Annotated in this window: 17 protein-coding genes; 5 read left to right on the top strand and 12 right to left on the bottom strand. The window is 59.3% G+C overall.

The window, feature by feature from the left end:
- Positions 1–22: 22 nt before the first annotated feature.
- From AC1DZT_RS20620 to AC1DZT_RS20575, 10 genes are all read right to left on the bottom strand, one after another.
- Entirely contained in the window at positions 23–1,183 is a 1,161-nt protein-coding gene (locus tag AC1DZT_RS20620) for an MFS transporter (protein ID WP_478008529.1), read from the bottom strand.
- Positions 1,184–1,290: 107 nt separating this feature from the next.
- Complete coding sequence (locus AC1DZT_RS20615) at positions 1,291–2,652, bottom strand: MmgE/PrpD family protein (RefSeq protein WP_478008528.1); 1,362 nt, start codon at positions 2,650–2,652, stop codon at positions 1,291–1,293.
- A 27-nt stretch (positions 2,653–2,679) separates the two neighbouring features.
- Positions 2,680–4,281 (bottom strand): GMC family oxidoreductase, encoded by a 1,602-nt coding sequence (locus AC1DZT_RS20610; protein ID WP_478008527.1) that lies wholly within the window; start codon positions 4,279–4,281, stop codon positions 2,680–2,682.
- 287 nt (positions 4,282–4,568) lie between these two features.
- The gene (locus AC1DZT_RS20605) at positions 4,569–6,050 is read right to left on the bottom strand and encodes an aldehyde dehydrogenase (protein ID WP_478008526.1); all 1,482 of its coding nucleotides are present in this window, start codon (positions 6,048–6,050) and stop codon (positions 4,569–4,571) included.
- Positions 6,051–6,091: 41 nt separating this feature from the next.
- Complete coding sequence (locus tag AC1DZT_RS20600; protein ID WP_478008525.1) at positions 6,092–6,826, bottom strand: SDR family NAD(P)-dependent oxidoreductase; 735 nt, start codon at positions 6,824–6,826, stop codon at positions 6,092–6,094.
- A gap of 59 nt (positions 6,827–6,885) precedes the next feature.
- Positions 6,886–8,151, bottom strand: coding sequence for a TRAP transporter large permease (locus AC1DZT_RS20595; protein WP_478008524.1), 1,266 nt, complete (start codon positions 8,149–8,151; stop codon positions 6,886–6,888).
- A gap of 80 nt (positions 8,152–8,231) precedes the next feature.
- A complete protein-coding gene (locus AC1DZT_RS20590) occupies positions 8,232–8,726 on the bottom strand; it encodes a TRAP transporter small permease (RefSeq protein WP_478008523.1) in 495 nt (164 codons plus the stop codon).
- Between the two features lie 139 nt (positions 8,727–8,865).
- Positions 8,866–10,014 carry a TRAP transporter substrate-binding protein DctP gene (gene dctP, locus AC1DZT_RS20585; RefSeq protein ID WP_478008522.1) on the bottom strand — a complete coding sequence of 383 codons (1,149 nt, stop codon included), beginning with the start codon at positions 10,012–10,014 and terminating at the stop codon, positions 8,866–8,868.
- 199 nt (positions 10,015–10,213) lie between these two features.
- A complete protein-coding gene (locus tag AC1DZT_RS20580; RefSeq protein ID WP_478008521.1) occupies positions 10,214–11,836 on the bottom strand; it encodes a GMC family oxidoreductase in 1,623 nt (540 codons plus the stop codon).
- Between the two features lie 337 nt (positions 11,837–12,173).
- Entirely contained in the window at positions 12,174–12,764 is a 591-nt protein-coding gene (locus AC1DZT_RS20575) for a VOC family protein (RefSeq protein WP_478008520.1), read from the bottom strand.
- Positions 12,765–13,133: 369 nt separating this feature from the next.
- On the opposite strand from AC1DZT_RS20575, the gene AC1DZT_RS20570 reads away from it, so the two are divergent.
- The 3 genes from AC1DZT_RS20570 to AC1DZT_RS20560 all read left to right on the top strand — a co-directional run bounded on the left by AC1DZT_RS20570 (position 13,134) and on the right by AC1DZT_RS20560 (position 16,335).
- A complete protein-coding gene (locus tag AC1DZT_RS20570) occupies positions 13,134–13,799 on the top strand; it encodes an NIPSNAP family protein (protein ID WP_478008519.1) in 666 nt (221 codons plus the stop codon).
- A gap of 170 nt (positions 13,800–13,969) precedes the next feature.
- Positions 13,970–15,463: an aldehyde dehydrogenase family protein gene (locus AC1DZT_RS20565; RefSeq protein ID WP_478008518.1), complete on the top strand. Its 1,494-nt coding sequence runs from the start codon at positions 13,970–13,972 to the stop codon at positions 15,461–15,463.
- Between the two features lie 122 nt (positions 15,464–15,585).
- Positions 15,586–16,335: a carboxymuconolactone decarboxylase family protein gene (locus tag AC1DZT_RS20560; protein ID WP_478008517.1), complete on the top strand. Its 750-nt coding sequence runs from the start codon at positions 15,586–15,588 to the stop codon at positions 16,333–16,335.
- A gap of 79 nt (positions 16,336–16,414) precedes the next feature.
- On the opposite strand, the gene AC1DZT_RS20555 is transcribed toward AC1DZT_RS20560, so the two are convergent.
- Positions 16,415–17,149, bottom strand: a complete 735-nt coding sequence (locus tag AC1DZT_RS20555) for an SDR family oxidoreductase (RefSeq protein ID WP_478008516.1) — start codon at positions 17,147–17,149, stop codon at positions 16,415–16,417.
- A 669-nt stretch (positions 17,150–17,818) separates the two neighbouring features.
- On the opposite strand from AC1DZT_RS20555, the gene AC1DZT_RS20550 reads away from it, so the two are divergent.
- The gene (locus AC1DZT_RS20550; RefSeq protein ID WP_478008515.1) at positions 17,819–18,685 is read left to right on the top strand and encodes an IclR family transcriptional regulator; all 867 of its coding nucleotides are present in this window, start codon (positions 17,819–17,821) and stop codon (positions 18,683–18,685) included.
- A gap of 44 nt (positions 18,686–18,729) precedes the next feature.
- Here AC1DZT_RS20550 and AC1DZT_RS20545 read toward each other — a convergent pair whose 3' ends face one another.
- On the bottom strand, positions 18,730–18,864 hold the full coding sequence (locus AC1DZT_RS20545) for a hypothetical protein (protein ID WP_478008514.1): 135 nt from the start codon (positions 18,862–18,864) through the stop codon (positions 18,730–18,732).
- Positions 18,865–19,204: 340 nt separating this feature from the next.
- Here AC1DZT_RS20545 and AC1DZT_RS20540 point away from each other — a divergent pair, with 340 nt between their 5' ends.
- Positions 19,205–20,566 carry an MmgE/PrpD family protein gene (locus AC1DZT_RS20540; protein ID WP_478008513.1) on the top strand — a complete coding sequence of 454 codons (1,362 nt, stop codon included), beginning with the start codon at positions 19,205–19,207 and terminating at the stop codon, positions 20,564–20,566.
- Positions 20,567–20,590 lie beyond the last annotated feature (24 nt).

Below are 20,590 nucleotides of genomic sequence, written 5' to 3'. Positions count from 1 at the left end.
CCGACCCAACGATGCGAAACTCTCAGGCTTTGTTCTGGTAAATTCGGGCCGCGACAGCTGTGTTCACCCCCAGCGACAGGGCCATGGCCAGAAAGACCCCGGCAATGCCCAATGGTCCTGCCAAAAGGCCCGCCGCGACCGGAAGCGTCGATTGACCGACCCGGTTCACCGCCAGCCGCAAGGAATAGGCGCTGCCCCTGATTTCCGGCGGCACGATGTCCGCCAGCCAGGCCAGAGTCAGCGGTGCTCCCAGCCCAAGACCAAGCCCGGCACAAAATAGTGAGATCGACATCACCCAGGGCTGTGCGGTCATCATCAAGACGCCGATCGCTGCGGACGACATGGCGAGACTCCAAAGCAACAGCTTGTCACGCCCGAGCCACGTCAACAGCTGGCTGAAAAAGAAGCGCGAGAGGATGGACGCACTCGCGCGCACCGCAAGCAGTACGCCAATCGTGCTCGCCGAAATGTTCTGCTCCATCCCATACAGCGGCAAATACATCACTAGAAGATCCATCGCGCCAAAGATGACCAGCGAGGAACAGGTGGCCAGTCGATATCCCGGGATGTGGAGCAACGTGATTGCCGTCCTTAAGACCCCTTGTTTCGCAGTGGACGGCGGATGGTACGGCAAGGCGATCAGCAGGGCGAAAGCCAGGGAGACGGAGCAAAGCATGCTCCCCGCCTCAAAAATCTTCTGCGTATCCGGCAGCACGCTTCCATTCGACAGAAGTGAGATGCCCAGTGGCCCCGCCGCCTGCGCCATCGCAATGGCAAGTGTCAAAGTCCCCAGGCTTTTCGCCCGCTCTGGTCCGACCGCCTTGCTGGCGGCGCTTTGTTGCGACACGATGCCAAGAAATTGTCCGGCCCCAAGCGCGATGCTGCCCAATAGCAATGTGAGAATGAATGATGGCGCCATCATGAGGGCAATCGCTGCGGCCATCATGGCCGCCGAGCCCCAGATCAGCGCCTGGGTCTCGCCGCGCTGGTCGATGTAGCGCCCGACATGCAGGCCCAGCAACGCCGGAAGCAAGCCAAAGGCGCCGCCGATCACGCCGATCCAGAGATCGCCCAGATGAATGGCCGCCGACTGATAGACGATGGCCATCCGCAACAGGATCGCAATCGCCTGCACCAGAAAGGCATGGCCGAGAAGAGTGATAACCCAGTACTTTCGTCGCACGCTCTATGGCCTCGTCAGTTTCATGCTTGCCGCTGCGCCCGAGCTACATGCTGACGCGGCCGGCATAAGCGCTTGCAGCGTCAGGCCGGCTTTTTTTGCGGAATGCGTCACAGCGGGCGACCGCTGCGGGCGAGTTCTGCGGCATCGGTCAGGGCCGCCACCCGCCAGCACAGCGCGGCAAGCGCCCGGGCGCGCGGCGCGCCGATGACGGGGGCGCATTGCTCGGTGAACTTGGTTTCCAGATCGGCGTCGCTCATCGGGTTGGCAGCACTTCCGACACAGTGTTCGACCACGTTTTCAAGCTGCCTGCCGTCGCTCAGATCCACCGTCAGGTTTGCGCCGTGGGGCGGCAGGGCAGGGTCGGCCTGCACCTCGACCAAAGAGCGCAGGCGCAGGATCGCCGGGTCCGTCACGACCGCATTGGCACCCTGCGCGATGCCGGCCTTGCCATAGGTCGCGGCGGCGGCAACCCAATGCTGGATGCTGAACTTGGCCTCAAGATGGTTCTTTGGGCGCGGGCGGTCGCCAAAGGTCACCGCACTGGGTGTCACGCGAAGGCCGATCCGCCGGATGTCAGCCGGGGTGAAGGCCTGTTCCCGTTTCAGCCGCAGCATCGCGTCGATTGCGGGGTGGACCACAACGCCGGTCGGAAAGGGCTTGTAGGTGTCCTGCAACAATTCAAACTGCGTCCCCAACCCATCCACCACGGCGGCAAAGTTGGGTTTGGTCGAAAACACGCTGGCAAAGCCGTGCCTGTCCTCGATCGGGCGCGGCGAGCTGGTGAAATCATGCGCGGCAAGCAGCGCCGCCCGCAGGCCGCTTTGCGCCGCCCGGCCAAAGATCAGCGAGGCCGCCATGCTGCCGTGTTCAACCCTTGTGCCCGCCGCCTCGGACGCGGCGATGCCCACGGCAAAGCGCAACTGGTCGGGCCGCAGCCCCAAAAGCTTGCCCCCCGCCAAGGCCGCCGCAATGCCGCCGACGACACCGGACTGCGACCAGGAAATATTGCCCTCGGCCGGGGCGAGGATCGTCATCCGGGTCAGACGGCAGGCAACCTCCACCCCGGCGGCAAAGGCGGTCAGAAACGTCTCGCCGCTGACTGGCGCACGTTCGGCAATGGCCAGAAGAACGCAGGCGACCGTGCCGCCGGGATGCAGAAGGGCCTCGGAATAGGTGTCAAAGAACGAATGCGCGGCACCCGCCAGACCGTTGATCAGCACCGCATGCAGCGGGTCGCTTTGCTCGGCCCGGCCCAGGATTGTGGTGGTGGGCGGGCCGCTGAACGGGCGCAAGGCGTCGTGGGCGCGGTCAACAATCTCGTGCCGGGCGCCACCTATGGCACAGCCGACCGCATCCAGCAGGGCGCGGGTGGCCTCCTGCACGACCGGCAGCGGCAGGTCCGCAAAGCGGAGGCCATGCACAAAGCCGACCAGCGGGCCGGTGGCGATATCGGAAGGGGCCTCAGCCATGGTGCGATGCTCCTGTGAAAGGCGGGGTCATCCAAGCCGCTCCCGCACCAGATCGGCGCCCTTTTCCCCGATCATAATGCTGGGCGCATTGGTGTTGCCCGAGGTGACGACCGGCATGATCGAAGCGTCGATCACCCGCAGACCTTCGATGCCGCGCACCCGCAGTTTGTGGTCAACGACGGCCATGTCATCCTGACCCATCTTGCACGACCCCGCCGGGTGAAACACCGACGAGGCGTCGCGGCGGACATAATCGGCAAGCTTTTCGTCGTTGTCGGCATCAGCGCCCGGCACAAGTTCCTTGTGCAGACGCGCCGCCAGCGGCGAGGCCGCAAGGATGCGGCGAAAGGCGCGGATGCCTGCAATGGTGGCGGCCAGATCTTCGGGATCGCCCAGATAATTCGGCTGGATCAGCGGCGCCTCTGCCGGGTCGGGCGAACGCAGCGTGATCGCCCCGCGCGAGGCCGGGCGCACCCGATAGACTGAACCGCTGATGGCGTCATAATTGTCGATCTCGACCTTGCCCGAGGGTTGGGCGGTAAAGGTCATGGCCCGAAAGCTGATCTCGATATCGGCGTAATCGACGGCGCTGCTGCTTTTCAGGAAAGCCGCCGCCGAAGAGGTGCCAAGCGCCAGATACCCGCTTTTCGTCAGGATATAGCGGGCGCCATGCAGGTATTTGCGCCAGCCACGCAGCGCGGCGTTGTAAGAGCTTTCCGGCCCGGTCTGCGCCTGGACGCGCACGGTCAGATGGTCTTGTAGATTCTGCCCAACCCCCGGCAGATGAGCAACGAGCGCCACGCCGTGGGCTTGCAGGTGCTGCGCATCGCCGATGCCCGACAGCATCAGAAGATGCGGCGACCGGATCGCACCAGCCGACAGGATTACCTCGCGCCGCGACTGCACAACACGCTTTTGGCCCTGCATGATGACCTCGACCCCGGTGGCCACCCGGTTTTCCAGCAGGATGCGGCAAACCTGGACGCCCGCCTCGACCGTCAGGTTACAACGGTCTTTGACGGGTTCGATATAGGCGCGGTAGCTGGAATATCTCTCGCCGTTCTTGATGGTGTACTGGACGGTTCCGGCGCCCTCCTGCTCGCCTAGGGCGAAATCGGCGCGATGGGGCAGGCCACAGGCCTTGGCGGAACTGATGAAGTCGTGGATGGTCGGGTGCACGATCGAAGGATCGCTGACGTAAAGCGGGCCGCTGGCGCCATGCGCCGCGCTGGCGCCGCGCATATTGGTTTCGTTGCGCTTGAAGTAGGGCAGCACGTCATCCCAGGCCCAGCCCGCATTGCCCTGCGCGGCCCAGTGGTCAAAGTCGCGCCGGTCGCCCCGGATATAGACCATGCCGTTGATCGCACTGCCGCCGCCCAAAGCCTTGCCTGCCGGCCAATAGATCTTTCTGTTGTTCAGACCGGGAACGGGTTCGGTCGTGTAGTTCCAGTTCACCTTTTCGGACTTGTGCAGCTTGGCCACCCCGGCAGGCGTCCGGTTCCAGAACCCGTCCGAAGGCCCGCCCGCCTCCAGCAACAGAACGTTGAGGTTGGGATCGTCGCTCAGCCTGCGCGCGACGGCACATCCTGCCGACCCGGCCCCGATCACGATATAGTCGTACTGATCCACTCTCTGCCCCCCACCGCGTCGAACATCACGATTTGATCGGCGCTGCGGCGTGACGCCCTGCATCCGATCACAGCAAAAGGCGTTTCCGCGCTTGGTCAAACGCGGCCGAACGCCTGTTGCGATTTTCCCCCAGCACTACCCCGCAGTCCGGTTTTGGTCAATAAAATCCCGCCATTCGCGACAACCTATTTTCTTGAGGCGCAGTTCCGCGCGGGTTTGACGATTCCAGACCAAAGGAAGAGGCGCAACGCTGCCGTTGCGCGCCACGTCACGGCCATTTGGCAGCGTCAGCGCGGGATGAAATTGTTGGAGGGGCGGATGGCTCCCATCGAGATCATCACGCTCTTGGTTTCAAGGAATTCATGGATCGCTTCGATCCCGTTTTCACGCCCCACGCCGGACCGCTTCATGCCGCCGAAGGGCATCAGGAAGCTGTAGGTCCGGTAGGTGTTGCCCCAGAAGGTGCCGACATGCAACGCCTTGGACATCCGCATCATCCGGCCGATATCGCTGGTCCAGACGGCTGCGTTCAGGCCATAGGCGGTGTCGTTGCCGACCTTGATCGCCTCGGCCTCGTCTTCAAAGCCGATGATGGCCAGTACCGGGCCAAAGACCTCCTCCTGCGCGATCCGCATGGCGTTGTTGACGCCGGTAAAGATAGTCGGCTCCACGAACTGCCCGCCAATGATGCCAGGGCCTTCTGCAGGCTTGCCGCCCAGCACACATTCCGCGCCCTCGGACCGGGCGATTTCGATGTAGTCCAGAACCTTCTGGAACTGGGGCGGTGTCGCAATCGGGCCCATCTGGGTGCTGGGGTCCATGGGATCGCCGATCTTGATCTGACGCGCCCGGGCGATCAGAAGTTCAGTGAACTTTTCCTTGATGGTGTTCTGGACCAGCAGGCGCGACCCGGCAGAGCACATCTGCCCCGCAGCGCCGAAAATGCCCGAAACGGCGCCCGCAGCGGCGAGTTCAAGATCGGCATCCTCGAAGATGATATTGGGCGACTTGCCGCCAAGCTCCATCGCGACGCGCTTCATCCCGGCGGCGGCGGCGGCATAGACCCGGGCGCCGGTCACATCAGACCCGGTAAAGGTCACATGGGCGATGCCGGGGTGTTCGACCAGCGGCGCGCCGATGTCCGTGCCAAAGCCGGTCACGACGTTCATCACGCCGTCGGGCAGGCCGGCCTCCTTGGCCAGGGCGGCGAATGCCAGCGAGCCGACCGAAGAGAATTCCGACGGCTTGACCACCACCGAACAGCCCGCCGCCAGCGCCGGGGCGCATTTGATCGTCAGGAAGTGGAGCGGCGAGTTCCAGGCCGTCAGGGCCAGAACGACGCCGACCGGCTCACGGTAGGTCATGCCCAACAGGTCGGGCTTGTCCATCGGCATGACCGCGCCTTCGATCTTGTCGGCCAGCCCGGCATAATAGTACCAGAACTCCGCCATATAGCGCAGGCCGCCAAGGGTTTCGGCCAGAAGTTTGCCATTGTCGCGCGCCTCGAGCTGCGCGAGACGGTCCATGTTTGCCAGAACGTGGTCGCCGATCTTGCGCAGAACCTTGCCGCGCTGGGTGGCGGTCATGGTCGCCCAGGGGCCGGTGGTCATCGCGTCATGCGCCGCCTGCACCGCCAGATCGGCATCGGCCTTGTTGCCCTTGGCAACCTGGGCCCAGGCCTCTCCACGATAGGGATCTACCGTGTCGAACCATTCATCAGAGGCCGGAGCGACCTCTGCACCGTTGATCCAGTGGTTATATTTCTGCATGTTCCGTCTCCGCAAATTTGGGGTGTGGGCGCCGCCGGCACCTAGTGGAAAGATCGGCCGCCATCGACGGAAAGCGCTGCGCCTGTCACATAGGAGGAATCCTCGCTGGACAGGAACAAGACCGCCTTGGCGATTTCAAGCGGATCGGCCAGACGCTTCAGCGCGTAGTTGCCGACGTTCTGGCGGTAGCCATCGGCCATCTGGGTATCGACCATGCCCGGGCAGACACAGTTCACCCGGATTCCGGGCGCCTGATCGGCGGCGAGCGAGCGGGTAAAGGTGACGACAGCGCCTTTGGAGGTCGCATAGGCCGTCAGTGCCGGGGCATTCGACAGCAGACCCTGGGCCGAGGCGATGTTGACGATGGTGGCGCCGGGCGACTTCTGAAGCCAGGGCACGCAGGTCCGGGCGACGGTGTAGGTGCCAAAGAGGTTGACCTCGATGATCCGGCGCCACTCGGCGACCGACATGTCGGTGATGCTGCCCTGCGCCATGATCCCGGCGGCGTTGACCACGCCATCAATCCCGCCCATGAAGGCCGCCGCCTCGGCGACCGCGCGTTCAACGGCGGGGGCGTCGGTCACGTCGGCGTGAAAGGCCTTGCAGCGGCCCGCATCGGCCGCCGGCAGCACGATTTCGCTGCTGCGGTCGAACAGGGAAACCGTGGCCCCCTCGGACAGGAACAGCTTGGCGATCGCGTTGCCGATGCCGGCAGCCCCGCCGGTGACCACGAATTTCCGGCCAGCCAGCCGCTGCATTTTCACGATGTCATTCATTGTTCAGGACTCCGGTATTTCGCATTGAGTTAGTGTCGCATGGCAGAGGGTGCCAAACTTCAATTCAGCAGGTTCGGCAAAAACAGAACCAGTGAGGGGAAAGCGATTAGCACGATCACAAGCACCAGATCGGCTAGGATGAACGGCGCCACACCTTTGAAGATCCGGCCAACAGAAACTGCATCGCCAACAACCCCTTTCATGACAAAGACGTTTAAGCCAACAGGCGGGGTAATCATGCCAATCTCAAGATACTTCACCAGTAACACGCCGAACCAGACGAGATTGAAGTTCATGGCATGAAGGACTGGCAGGAATATCGGCAGCGTCAGCAGCATGGAGCCCATTGGATCCAGAAACATTCCTAGAAAAAGATAAACCAACGTAATACCCAAAAGGAGCGTGTACTGATTGCCCGAAATTGATACGATTGCCTCTGACAGCATAGCCCCTGCACCGCTAAATGCGAGGAATCGCACCAACATGCTCGCACCGATGACAATGATGAATAGGGTGGCGCATACATCTAACGTCTCGCAGAAGGAATCCCATATGCCCTTCAACGAGATAGTCCGCGTTACCAAGCAAAGCACCAAGACAATGACGGACCCGACGGCCCCGGCTGCGGTCGGCGTGAAAACACCCGCAAAAAGGCCGCCGAATACTGTAAGAATGATCATGATTGTCGGAAGAATGGATCGCAGACTCGAAAAGCGATCCGCCCAAGTGTAGGCCTCCGGGCGGCGTGGCGCCATATTGGGCTTCAAAATCGCAGTTAATACGACGACGGCAATGTAGCCGACCCCGGTTAACAGACCGGGCACCACACCGGCCACGAACAGATCAGTGATCGACACATTCGCGATAATGCCAAAGATGATCAAAAGGATTGAGGGCGGAATCAGAGCTCCTATCGTGCCAGCGGCAGCAATAGATCCAGTAGCCAGCCCGACATCATAACCTGATTTAAGCATCTCCGGAACAGCAATTCGGCCCATCGATGCAGAACAGGCCACAGACGAACCCGTGACAGCAGCGAAACCAGTAGCACCAAAGATTCCCGCGATGGCAAGTCCTCCGGGAATTCCGTTAAGCCAGACCCTCGCGGCACTGAACAATCCGGCCGTGACTTTCCCATGGTAGGCGATGTATCCCATCAGGATGAAAGACGGAATGGAACTCAATTCCCACTGGCTCGCGATCCCATAAGGAATAACGCCGATCATTCCCATGGCGACCCTGTTGCCGGCGATGATCCAGGTTCCGACGAACGATACTGCTATAAGAGATACGGCTACCGGAATACGGATCAGCACCAGTACCAACAATGCTCCCAATCCTAGGAGACCAATTATTTCAGGACTCATTTGCATTTACCCCTGGCCCAAGTTGAGTTTTTCGACGATCATTGTTCATTTTGCCATTGCTTGAGGAGCTTAGCGAATACAACCAGAACCACAAGAAATGATCCGATGGGCACAAGATAGTACGACGGCCAGCTAATCAATTTTATTCCATATTCCAAATCGTAAGAACCGGACTTCGTCTTGGCGATGGCATTCTCCAGACCTCGCCATCCCATGATGGTAAAAACTGCCGTCGTCAGGAGAGAGGCAAACACGGAGCTCGCCGCCTTCATCCAGCGGGGCATCGCCTCATGTAGAAAATCCACAGAAATGTGCGATCCTTTCATTTCCGCAAGACCTATACAAAGGAAGGTGATGGTGACCATGTAGTAATTGGAGACAACCAGATAGGTCACTGGCAATGGGAACGACAGAAGATATAGGCACAGCACATGAATCGTTACGTGCACCATCATCAGGCCGATGCATATGGCGCCGCAGACATAGGTGAACCGCATTAAACCATCTACAAACATATTCAATGGCTTGGACATCACTTCTCCTCCGGTTTATTCAACCCTGTGCATGGCGTACCGAACCAATGCACATATCAAATTGATCTCAATCTTGGCAAACGAGAGCCAAATTCCTGCTTGCAGCGTTGTGCAGGTGGCTCTCGTCAAACTGATGACGTCAGTTCATCCCATAGGTCGCAAGATCAATCTTCGAGAAGATTTGCTCGTCATAGATCCGCTGCATGTCTTCCATGGTTGTGACGCCGTTCATCAGATCCAGCCATTTATCGACTAGGCCATTGATCGTCGCAACTTTGGCGTCGATGTCAGTCAGCTTCGACACATTTGTGTATTGTTCAATCACCATCTTACGATTGGTTGCGTTCATATCAGCAGTTGCGGCGGCAAGATCAGGGGCCGGTTGAAGGATCTCGATGCCCTTCGCCTTGGCCGCATCAAGGCCAAGTTGAGAGTTCCTTGCGAGTTCATAGGTGAGTTTTGCGTTCAGGAAGAATGCAGCGCCCATCAGGGATCTCCGTGTATCGACATCGAGTGAGCGCCATTTGTCTGCGTTGATGTTCACAACGCCCATGCCTGAGAACACGCCCTGGGGCGCGCCGATGGTCACGCTCTTGGCAACGTCGACCAGGCGAAGCGAAATAAGTTCGGCCGGCGACATTGCGACGCAGTCCACCGCACCTTGAGACAGCGCAGTGAATACCTCGTTTGCCGACATGAACACACCGACTGCGCCCACGCCTGCTGCCCAACGAGACCAATATCCTGAAGCAGTGCGGATCTGCTTGCCCTTGAGATCGGCTAGAGTGGTCACTGGCTTCAGACACTCAAGCGCATAGGATGCCGAGGACTGGCCGCTGAGATAAACTTGACCCTGTTGAGCAAATTCCTGCTGGCATTCCGGGCAATGCAGCATGATGTATTCAGTGATCGCACCGGCCATTGCTGCAGGGGCTTGCATGACCTGCAGCGGATCATTCTTCGCGGATGCGAGTATGTTGAGGTCGGCAGGCAGGTTGCTGTTTGGATACTCTGCGCTGAACAGGGCATGGGCATTGAAACCCATATCGACAACATCATCACGGATGCCTTCTGGCAGTTGCGCAATGCCCAGCAGAGAAGCTCCGAAAAGCTCAATGTTGAGACCGCCATTTTCAGACGCATATTTCTTGAATGCGTCTGCCGCCGACGCATGCAGGCTACCTGGCGGATAGCCAAAACCAAAGGTGAGATCCGTGGCATTTGACGATGCGGTGGTCCCGACGGTCAAGGCAATGGCCAATACGAGGGTTGCGAGTTTTCTCTTCATAGTTTCCTCCCTGGAATAGATATCTTTCGGCGCGCCACTTTCGCTTGAACCCTGTTGAAAATTTCAGGATACAGCGGCTTTCCGACCGTTACTGCGTTGCAGTCGTCTTTTGTTTTTCCTTATCTACTGGGCTCAAAGATGACTGCCCCGCACGGCGTCTACGGCTCCTCCATGTATAATGCTTGATTCGCCATATTTTTCATATGTGGCCCAACCTGATAAAATCTGATGCGCGTTCTGCAATCGCCAAAACCGTTGCGTTTATATTGCAACCCGGTATTTCAGGCATCACCGAGGCATCAACGATGCGCAAACCTTCGATCCCGTGAACCGACAGTTTCTGATCGACCACACTCCGCGAATCCTTGCCCATCCGGCAGGTGGACGCCGCGTGCTGGACGGTCGTGGCGGTGTTGCGTACGTGGCGTTCTATGTCGGCCTGCGTTTGGCAGTCCGTGCCAGGCACCAACTCCTCGCCGCGGAAGGCATCCATGGGTGCCTGTTGCGCGACATCGCGGGCAATCTCGAAGCCGCGACAAAGCGTGTCGACATCCTGCCGTGCGGACAAAAAATTTGGGTCGATCAACGGCGTCACGAAGGGGTCCGAAGATCTGAGCTGTACCTCACCACGGCTTTCCGGCCGCGCAAGGACTGGGCGCAAGTAGAAAAGATCCTGCCAGTTCGTGAGACCCGGAATCCAAGCGGCGGCCTCCATGGCACCTGCGCCGAACAACATCTGAAGGTCTGGCATATCAATATTGGGCTTCGACCTCAGAATCGCGTTTACGCCACTTGGCAACACGGTCGCCGGGCCTTGTCCAAGGACCATCGCTCGAACGATCGAAACGGCCAGCCGGTCGATCCGCAGCATTCTGTGAAGCGGGCCTTCGGGACCGATCCGCTTATAAGTCAAGGGCAGTGACAAGTGATCTTGCAGATCCTTGCCCACGCCAGGCAGGTCCCCAACTACTGCAATCCCGTGCTTGCGCAGCGCGGCCGCCTCGCCAATCCCCGAAAGCATGAGAATATGGGGTGTGTTAAAGGCGCCCGCCGAAAGAATAACCTCCCGGCTTGCCTCTACGCGGCAGAGCTTGGAGTGGCGGATATACTGAATCCCCGTCGCACGCGTACCCCGGAAATTGACCTTTGTCACATGGGCCCGCGTCACCACTTGGAGGTTACCGCGCGAGCGACGGATGGGATTGAGGTAGGCGCGCGATGAACTTGCCCGCTTGCCATTGTGGATTGCCGATTGAGCCAGGCCGAAGCCGACAGGATCTGGTCCGTTCAGATCCGCACAGATCGGCTGACCGCTGGAAGCAGCCGCGGCAAGCACTGCCTGACCGAGGGGATCGGTGGTACAGGTGTAGCGTACATGTGTCGGACCCACAGTGCCGCGGGCCTTCTCTGCGGCACCTTCCCAAGTTTCCAGCTGCTTGAAATAGGGCTCCATCGTTGAATGCGACCATTCGGTAGCGCCAAGTTCGACCCATCGATCAAAATCCCACCGGGAGCCGCGATTGTGCGCCATGAAATTGATCGACGACGATCCCCCGAGCACCTTGCCACGTTTCATTTCAATACGACGATCCATAAGATGGGGCTGCGGTTCGGTGACATAGCCCCAATCGAACAGGTTCTTCTGACGGATCACGCCGACACCCAAGGGAATTTGCAGTACGGGGTTCCAGTCTCGCATACCGGCCTCGAGGAGCAGCACTCGGCAAGAAGTGTCCTCCGACAACCGTGCGGCCAACACGCATCCCGCTGTACCGCCGCCCACGATCACATAATCAAAAGAAGTCCTAACCTTGCTTCGCATTGATCAGAACATCCGGCGCGGCATGGCCATGCCCTCAGTCACGGCGAATGCAACGAGGCGATTGATAAGCCTCTGCATGTATTCATAATCCAGCGCAAAGGTTGGTGCGGTGTTCGGCATTGCCCCTCCCGGAAACGCTTTCGCCAAATCTGCACTGCACAGTAATAAATGTCAACTCGCGGGATTTCGTTATCCTATATTTTCGTAAGATCGACCGATCCAAACGCCGCATCGCCAGCCAGTCCCGCCTGACCATGCGGCGTTCGCAGAGGTGCTGACCGCTGTAGGTTGTCACTTTGGGCGTTCCCGCATCGCCAGCGAGACAGCCCGAAAAACATTAAGCACCTTCGCCAGAGGCAAGGAATGCAGCTCGATCCAAAAAACGACGCAGCGGCCGGCTTTCGCCATCCCAATCACGGCACAGGCGATGGATCCGGTTGAAATAGGCCATGCGATCCGCCGTCAGCGGGACGATCTCGACGATGGAGCCGAGCATCGCGGGCGTTTCGTAATAGGCCACACTCACCGTGCCATCCTTCATCCGCACCGAACCGATCTCGACAAATCCGTTTTTTTCCAGCCAGTTGCAGGCTGCGGGGAAGTCTTCTGGCCAAAAAGCGGAGTGGTGGAACCCTTCGCGGCCCTGGGCAAAAAACTCTCTGTACAGCGACGGATGGTCATCCTTGGGCTGGATCAACTCGATCTGGACGTCGCCCGTATAGGCAAAGGCGACATAGAAATCCATCTCCGTAACCTGGCCCCGGTAGAAGAAATCGCGCGGGCCACGCGAAGTTTCGATCAGGACAAAGGGGCCAATCCGCAACACCTCGGTCCAATATTTGATAGTGGCCTCGATGTCCTTGACGACATAGGCGAACTGGACGCGTTCACCCAGAAATCGCAGGGCGGCAGGAGGGCAGGGTATCATCAGGTGTCCTTCCGGGAGATTATTTCGGCGTAACGACGGCGGCAAGGCCCGCTTGGCACCGCCATCCTCGCGTCGGATATGCGACGCATTCTCATAACAATCCTACATTGTGGTACTCTGTGTCAACCGAGGCGAATCGAGCCGCGGGGGGATCGGGCTCTTGGCCCGGGCTCTGGGATCAAAGTTTCCCGATAGCCGCCGCGCTTCGATGTAATCCCGCATGTTGACACATTGTCCCATGCGTGGTGAATGTCACGCAGCGTGGCGGGGAAGCTTGCCGTACGTTCCGACCTGCATCCGGCGCGACAGGCCCTTGCGGACCGGATAGAAAGTCTATGGTCGCACGCGGAGGGCCGTAGGGAGGTTTATATGTGGCAAAAACCCGTCGTCGAGATTCGCGTCGAGGAATACGAGCGCGGAAAGCTGCCAGAGCTGACGGCGCTGTATAAAGAGTTCGCGCTTCCGGCCATGCTGCGGCACGGCGGCGCGCCGATCAACTTTTATGTGCCCAACGTCGGGCGGATCAACTGCGTCACGCAGCTTTGGGGCTATGAGTCGCTGTCCGACTACGACCGCAAACAGGCAGCGATCGCAGATGACCCGTCGTGGCAGCAGTATCTGTGCGCCGCCGACGGCATCGTCCGCTACCGCGAGAACCGCCTGACGCGCCGCATCGTTTTCCCCGGCAATGACCAGCTTCCCAACATCGCCACGACGAAGCGCGTGGTGGACTTTCGGACTTATCTGATCCATTTCAACAAGATGCCGACGTTTCTTGAGACGACCGAGCAGTTCGCCATGAAGGTCATGCTGCGCCATATCGGGCCGCCATTGGGCTATTACCTGACGACCGTGGGCAATTTGCAGCAAATCACCCATGTCTGGGGTTACGACAGCATGGGCGACATGGAAACCCGGCGCATCGCGCGCAATGCGGACCCGGAGTGGAAATACTACCTCGATGCGTCGCATGGGATTTACGAGCGGCAGGAAACCCAGGTTCTGCTGCGCATGAACCTTTTTGACGGCGCCTAGCGCGTGGCCAGACGGCAGGTGCGGCCAGAGGATATCGAAGAAGTCCCTTTATACGGGATTTGGTTGACTTTTCGTCGCCGAGAGGCTTAAGTTTGGCCCGAGGAGGCTCCCTGTGGTGAACCACGTCGGAGCAGCACGGGCCCCAATCACCCGAGAGAGAGGAAGTCACTTTGACCGAGACATCAGGTTTGTCCCAGATTGCCGGATATGGCGCAGCGATAGAGTGGCTGAAGGGCGGCCCGAAGCAGATGCTTATCAACGGCAAGCATGTGAACGCGCTTTCGGGCAAGACATTCAAGGCCATCAACCCGGCGACTGAAGAGGTTGTGGCCGAGGTGGTCGAAGGCGATTCCGCGGATGTCGATCTGGCCGTGGCCGCGGCGCGGGCGGCGTTTGAATCCGCCGCCTGGGCCAATATGACGCCGCATGTGCGGGGCAAATTGCTCAGCGATGTGGCGGATCTGGTCGACAAACACGCCGATCAGCTTGCCGTGCTGGAAACGCTGGACCTTGGCGCGCCGATCACCGTGTCGCGGAATTTCGTCAAATACTGCGCGCAGACCTTCCGCTATTATGCGGGCTGGCCGACCAAGATCATGGGCGCCACATCGCCCAGCGAGCCGGGGCGCCTGATCTATGGCCTGCGCGAGCCGCTGGGCGTCTGCGCGCTGATCAACCCGTGGAACGCCCCGCTGAACCAGGCCGCTACCAAAATCGCACCGGCGCTGGCCTGCGGGAATACCGCCGTGATCAAGCCGGCCGAGTTGACCAGCTTTACCACCCTGCGCCTGGCCGAACTGATCCTTGAGGCGGGCGTTCCGCCCGGGGTTCTGAACGTCGTGACCGGCTATGGCGCCACGGTGGGCAATGCACTGACCAACCACCCGGACATCAACAAGATCTCCTTCACCGGCTCGACAGCGGTGGGGCGGCAAATCCTTGCGGCCTCGGCGGGCAATTTCAAGAAAGTGACGCTGGAATTGGGTGGCAAATCGCCCAACATCATTTTCCAGGACGCCGATCTGACCAAGGCGATTGCGGCGGCGGCCAGCACCTTTACCCGGAACTCCGGCCAGATCTGCTCGGCCGGGACGCGGCTTTTCGTGCATGAGTCGGTCTATGATGAGGTCAGCGAAAAGGTCAGCAAGATCGCCGCGGGCTACAAGGTCGGTTCGCCGTTCGAAGCCGGGGTGGAACTTGGGCCGCTGATTTCCGCCAAGCAGATGGAACGGGTCTTGAGCTATATCGACGCGGGCCACGCGCAGGGCGCCAAGGCCGGGCTTGCGGGCGGGCGCAAGGGCGATGTGGGCTACTATGTGCAGCCGACCGTCTTCTCCAACGTCGACAATTCGATGAAGATCGCGCAGGAAGAAATCTTCGGGCCGATCCTGTCGATCATCTCGTTCAAGGACGACGACGATGCCGTCTTCCAAAGCAACACAACCGAATATGGTCTGGCTGCCGCAGTCTGGACCCGTGATCTGTCGCGGGCGCACAAGGTCGCGCGGCGCTTGCATGCCGGTCGCGTCTGGGTCAACACCTATGGCGAGATTGATCAGGTCATGTCGGTGGGCGGCTACAAGCAATCCGGCGTCGGTCGCGAAATGGGGCCGGAATCGATCGACGCCTATACCCAGACCAAATCCGTCATCGTCCGCCTGTAACCGCAGGTGACGCGCCGCGCCGGTCTGTTGGATCGGCGCGGATTTTTCGTTTATGCCTGATGCCGGTGTCTGGAAATCCGCCAGCCGCTGCATCACCCCACATTGGATTGCAGAGTAGAGACATGGACGACAAGACCACGCCCCAGAGCGGCTCTTTTGATCCGACCCTGTTTGACGCGGTGTTCAGCAGCCAGGCCGTGATCGACCATATCAAGGCCATCTCGCCGACCTCTTATGCCGCCGCCGCCCAGTTCTGGCATGCGCCGATGAACGGCAAGCACCTGTCGGCCCGGGTCAAGGAGCTGATCTACTTTGCAATGCATGCGGCGGCCTCGGCGTTGAATGTCGAGGCGCTGCGCCGGCAACACCGGCGGATTCTTGCGGCGGGCGGGACCGAGGCGGATATCCTTGACGTCCTGATCTCCATCGTAGGACTGGCCAACCACGCACTTTACGCATCGGTGCCGGTGCTGGAGGATGAGTGGAAAAAGGCAGGCAAACCCGATGTCGCGTTGCCCGAGGTCGATCCCGTCTTTGAAGCCGCCAAACAGCGATTCATTGATATTCGCGGCTTCTGGAACAGTGATCGCGACTCGGTGGCCCGGCAGATGCCGGCATATTTTGCTGCCCTGACTGACATGTCGACCGAATCCTGGTATCGCGGCACGCTGAGCCGGAAAGAGCGCGAGTTTGTCTGCATCGGCATCGACTGCACGGTGACCCACAGCTACGAGCCGGGCTTGCGGATTCACGTCCGCAATGCCATCCGCGAAGGGGCGACCAAGGGCGAGATCCTGGAGATTTTCCAGCTTGCCGCGCTGATGGGTCTGGAAGGTTTCGTGCTGACCGCCGAGGAAATGGCGCGCGGCTAGGCCTTTTGCGGCAAGCGTGGCGCATCCGGCCAGAATGATCCGCAGGGGCGCGCCGATCCGGCTGCGCCCCTGCGCTTTTTCAGCCCCGATCCGTGGGAAGCACCACCATCTGCGCAATCTGCACATGAGGCGGTTGTTCCAGCACAAACATCACGCTGCGCGCGATGTCTTCGGGCACCAGATACATGCGGAAGCGTTCGAAATAGCTGTTGGCCTTTTCCACATCGCCTCGGAAGCGCTGCGCCTGGATGTTTGTCTTGGTCAGGCCGGGATGAATCTCGGTGACCTTGATGTCATTCTCGGCCAGTTCTGCGCGGAGCGTATCGCTCAACATGTGTACCCCCGCTTTCGATGCGCCATAAGGTGTCATGGTCGGCACGATGCGCAGGGCATTGATCGAGCTTATATTGACGATATGGCCCCGGTTGCGTGCAATCATGCCGGGTAGGAAAGCATGCGTGACCCGCATGAGCCCGATCAAGTTGGTTTCGATGATCGACGCCCAGTCATCCACCGGGCCGTCTGCGAATTTTGTACCTCCTCCAAGGTGATGACCGGCATTGTTGATCACAACATCGATCGGTCCAAAGGTCTCCGGGATCTTATTTGGAAGGTTGCTGACAGCGGCCCCGTCAGTCACGTCAAGTTTGATCGTGGTCGCATTCGGCCCCAGTTGCTGCGCCAGTTCGTCCAGCGCACCGGCGTCCCGGTCGGCCAATACCACCAGATGGCCCGCATCCACCAGTGAGGTCGCAATGGCCCGCCCTATTCCACCCGCCGCGCCGGTTACAAAAGCTCGGAGAATTTCGGTCATGTCATTCGATTCCTTTGTCTGATTATGCCTCGGGTGCGAGGCCAAGACCCGCAGGTCTGGTGCATTGATGGATGAGCCGCCGGTTCAGGGTGACAGAAGGAGGCGCGTCGCCTCAAATTCGCCCAATCCGCGGGCCGTAGTAGATCGCGGCTGGTATCTGAACAAAATGCCACAATGTGGCATTAGTCAATACACGCGGCCCCATATCTGACCGAAACCATTGCCACAAAATAACGAGGCGGCGAACAGTAAAGCGGCGGCCTCATATTCATGGGCAAATCGGCCACCTTCTGACTTCCCCCTTTGCTCGTGCTTTAAAGGCGTGAGCCAGGATGGCATATTCCCTATGCTTTTTGCCATCTCCTGGTCGTGGCGCGTTCCTCAACCCGGAGCGCAGGGATCACCTCGCCTCAAAAGCTCACCGTTTCCTAAGGGCACAACCATCTATCGCTGACCCGTGTGACTCCGTATCTTTCCGCACCACAAGTCCCCCGGATGGTGCTGACTCAAGGATCGTGAGGAAAACCTGCGCAACGCTATTTTCATCGGAGTTCGGGAAGACTAGACTCCAGAGAGTCTCAATCTTCGGCATATTTTGCCGGCATGAATGGAATCGTACACTGGCTGAGAGGCGTGACTTTGACGAAGCAACAGACAGAGGATATGGGCGTGGCGCAAATTGAGGCAGAGTCGAAGCAAGAGGAAAGCGCAGAGATCAATGTCGCGGAGGCAGGTACAGACAGCGAACGCAGCGGTGCCAGCAGCCTGACCAAGATGCTGAGCATTCTTGACCTGTTCACCCCAGACGTTCCCGTATGGTCAACCACTGACATCATCGAGATTCTGGAGGCGTCACGCTCCACCGGCTACCGCTACATCAAGGCCTTGAATTCGGCCGGTCTGATCAGCGCCGTCGGCAACGGCTATTATATGCTCGGATCGCGAATCATCGAACTGGACTTGCAAATCCGCCGGACCGATCCGTTGCTACAGGCGGCCAATGGTATGCTGCAACAGCTGGTAGATGCCACTGGACACTCCGCACTGCTTTGCATGCATTTCCAGAACGCCGTACTTTGCATCGACGAATTGCGCGCGCCGCTCAGTCCGACCAACCTGTTCACCCGTGGCCAGCGCAGACCGCTGTTCCGGGGTGCAATTTCGAAAGTAATCCTTGCGCATTTGCCCAGCCACCGGCTGCGCGCGATCTTTGAACGCAGAACCGACGCCATAACGGAAGCGAACCTCGGCAAGACTTGGACTGAGTTCCGCGAGACTTTGTCGCAGATCCGCTCTGACGGTTTTGTGAAATCTGTGGGTGAGTTCAATCCAGGCGTTGTCGGCATCGCCGCCCCGATCTTCAATGTTGACAACGCGATCATCGGCGCCATTGGCATCGCCTGTGGACAAGAGGAACTGCGCGACACTGATCTTCAAAAGGTTAAGATGTCGGTCAAACGCGCGGCACGTGAAGTAACCCAACGGATGTCGACTATTACGACCGGCCTTGGCCTGCCTCCACGCGCCGTTGGGTGACCGAAGTCGCCTTGTGACATGACTTGGGCGCGGCGCTCCTGCCGTCAGGCCGCGTTGCTTTCAAGGCCATGAGTTGGCACGCGCTGACTTTCAATCCCTTCGGGCGGCAGGCGAACTCCCCACAGGTCTCCGAAATTAAATAGTCCTAAATAGTGCAATTTGAAGACGATTTTGCTCATAGAACCGGGATCTTGAAATTTCGGAGGAGGGCAGGTCGAGCCGCGCGGATCGGGGCCAAAGTCAGAACGTTGAGCATTTTTTTGCCAGCAAAGGGGATCACAAAGAGTTTCTCTCTTATAACATAAACTTAAACAGAACAAGGTTTCTATCCCCGGTCACATGGGGCGAGCGGCGATCAGCCGTTGGACGCCATGCGCGCCACGACAGATGACGTGCGGCACAGGGCATGGCCCAAACAGCAATTGACTATATCCTAAACTGTGGGATATCTTTAACAATATGCCAAAAAACGAAATCGCCGATGCGGATCGCAAGGTGACCAATTTGTAAGGAAAGTCCATGACTCTGACAGCCGACCTAGGGAAATTCCTTGAGACCGTAGCGTTCGACCGCTTGCCAACCGACTCCATCGCGCTTGCCCGAGATGCCTTCAGCGATACGATCGGCGTCATTATGTCGGGAATACCTGAGCAGATTGTAAGGATCGTCCATGACGAAGTATCGGTTGGCCCCGCTCCAAGGCAGGCCCGGGCTTGCTTGTCTGACCTATGGATTTCTGCACCAGATGCAGCGCTGATCAACGGCACGGCTGCCCATGCTCTGGATTTTGACGATCAGGCCCTGACAGGCCACCCCAGTGCCATTCTCGTGCCGACTATTCTGGCCGAAGGCGAAATGCGCGGTGCAACCGGCCGAGATATGGTGACCGCTTATGTGGCAGGTTACGAGGTTTGGGCCGAATTGGTCCGCCGCAGCAGTAACTACCATATGAAAGGCTGGCACCCGACCTCGGTTTTCGGGTCAGTGGCCAGCGCTGCCGCCGCTGCGGTCCTGCACAAATTGCCGGCAGAGCGCGCTTCGGCGGCCTTGGCCATGTCCGCTAGCCACGCCAGCGGTCTCGCCGTGAACTTTGGGACCATGACCAAGCCTTATCATGCGGGAATGGCCGCCCGCAGCGGAATCATCGCGACGCGGTTGGCCAGCAAGGGTGCTACCGCATCGAGGGTCGCTTTGGAACATCGCCGTGGATTCCTGACGGCTTTTTCGCCCACTCTGACCGCAGACTGGGATTCCCCTTCGAAGGTCGGCGAAGAGTGGCACATCCTTGGCCACCGCCTTTGCGTCAAGCGCTACCCGACTTGCTATTTCATGCATCGTTCCTTCGATGCGACAGCCAAAATGCTGCAGGGTCAAGGTGTGAAGGCCGATGATGTCTCGACGATCACGATCACCATGGGTCGGGGTCAGACCGATGTCTTGGTCAACGAACGTCCGCAGACCGGGCTTGAAGCCAAGTTCAGCGAGCACTTCGCCATGGCTGCGGCGGTAATTCTTGGACGCATGGGGATTGCTGAACTCAGGGACGAAGTGGTGCTGCGTCCTGATATTCAGGCGTTCCTGCCAAAGGTAAAATTGGTTCCGGTCGATGCCTACGACGCGCGCGACCCGGCGCATTCCCCGTCGGAGCGGGTGGTCGTGCAGCTGCACAGCGGAAAGACATTTGATACGGGCGAGATCAGGACTGTTCTGGGGCACGCCTTCGACCCGCTGTCGACAGAGCAACTCTGGGAGAAGTTTAGGGAATGCACGGCCACAACACACAGCGATACCGAGGCTGAGTTGCTGTTTGCGCGTTCGCAGATGCTGGACGAATTGGCATCCACCGCAGACCTTCCCAGCAAAGAGCGGCTGTTCGGATAGCGTTGCAATCTGGGCACCTGAAGC

The organism is Rhodobacter sp. P1_C2, from assembly GCF_056406375.1.
The sequence above is the reverse complement of the archived record's forward strand: the minus strand, read 5'-3'. Positions and strand labels throughout refer to the sequence as shown.

Bases quoted from the DNA above. Each gene is read 5' to 3' on its own strand.
- AC1DZT_RS20615 (WP_478008528.1), bottom strand. From the start codon at position 2,652: ATGGCTGAGGCCCCTTCCGATATCGCCACCGGCCCGCTGGTCGGCTTT.
- AC1DZT_RS20605 (WP_478008526.1), bottom strand. From the start codon at position 6,050: ATGCAGAAATATAACCACTGGATCAACGGTGCAGAGGTCGCTCCGGCC.
- AC1DZT_RS20600 (WP_478008525.1), bottom strand. From the start codon at position 6,826: ATGAATGACATCGTGAAAATGCAGCGGCTGGCTGGCCGGAAATTCGTG.
- AC1DZT_RS20590 (WP_478008523.1), bottom strand. From the start codon at position 8,726: ATGTCCAAGCCATTGAATATGTTTGTAGATGGTTTAATGCGGTTCACC.
- dctP (WP_478008522.1), bottom strand. From the start codon at position 10,014: ATGAAGAGAAAACTCGCAACCCTCGTATTGGCCATTGCCTTGACCGTC.
- AC1DZT_RS20580 (WP_478008521.1), bottom strand. From the start codon at position 11,836: ATGCGAAGCAAGGTTAGGACTTCTTTTGATTATGTGATCGTGGGCGGC.
- AC1DZT_RS20575 (WP_478008520.1), bottom strand. From the start codon at position 12,764: ATGATACCCTGCCCTCCTGCCGCCCTGCGATTTCTGGGTGAACGCGTC.
- AC1DZT_RS20570 (WP_478008519.1), top strand. From the start codon at position 13,134: ATGTGGCAAAAACCCGTCGTCGAGATTCGCGTCGAGGAATACGAGCGC.
- AC1DZT_RS20560 (WP_478008517.1), top strand. From the start codon at position 15,586: ATGGACGACAAGACCACGCCCCAGAGCGGCTCTTTTGATCCGACCCTG.
- AC1DZT_RS20555 (WP_478008516.1), bottom strand. From the start codon at position 17,149: ATGACCGAAATTCTCCGAGCTTTTGTAACCGGCGCGGCGGGTGGAATA.
- AC1DZT_RS20545 (WP_478008514.1), bottom strand. From the start codon at position 18,864: ATGAGCAAAATCGTCTTCAAATTGCACTATTTAGGACTATTTAATTTC.
- AC1DZT_RS20540 (WP_478008513.1), top strand. From the start codon at position 19,205: ATGACTCTGACAGCCGACCTAGGGAAATTCCTTGAGACCGTAGCGTTC.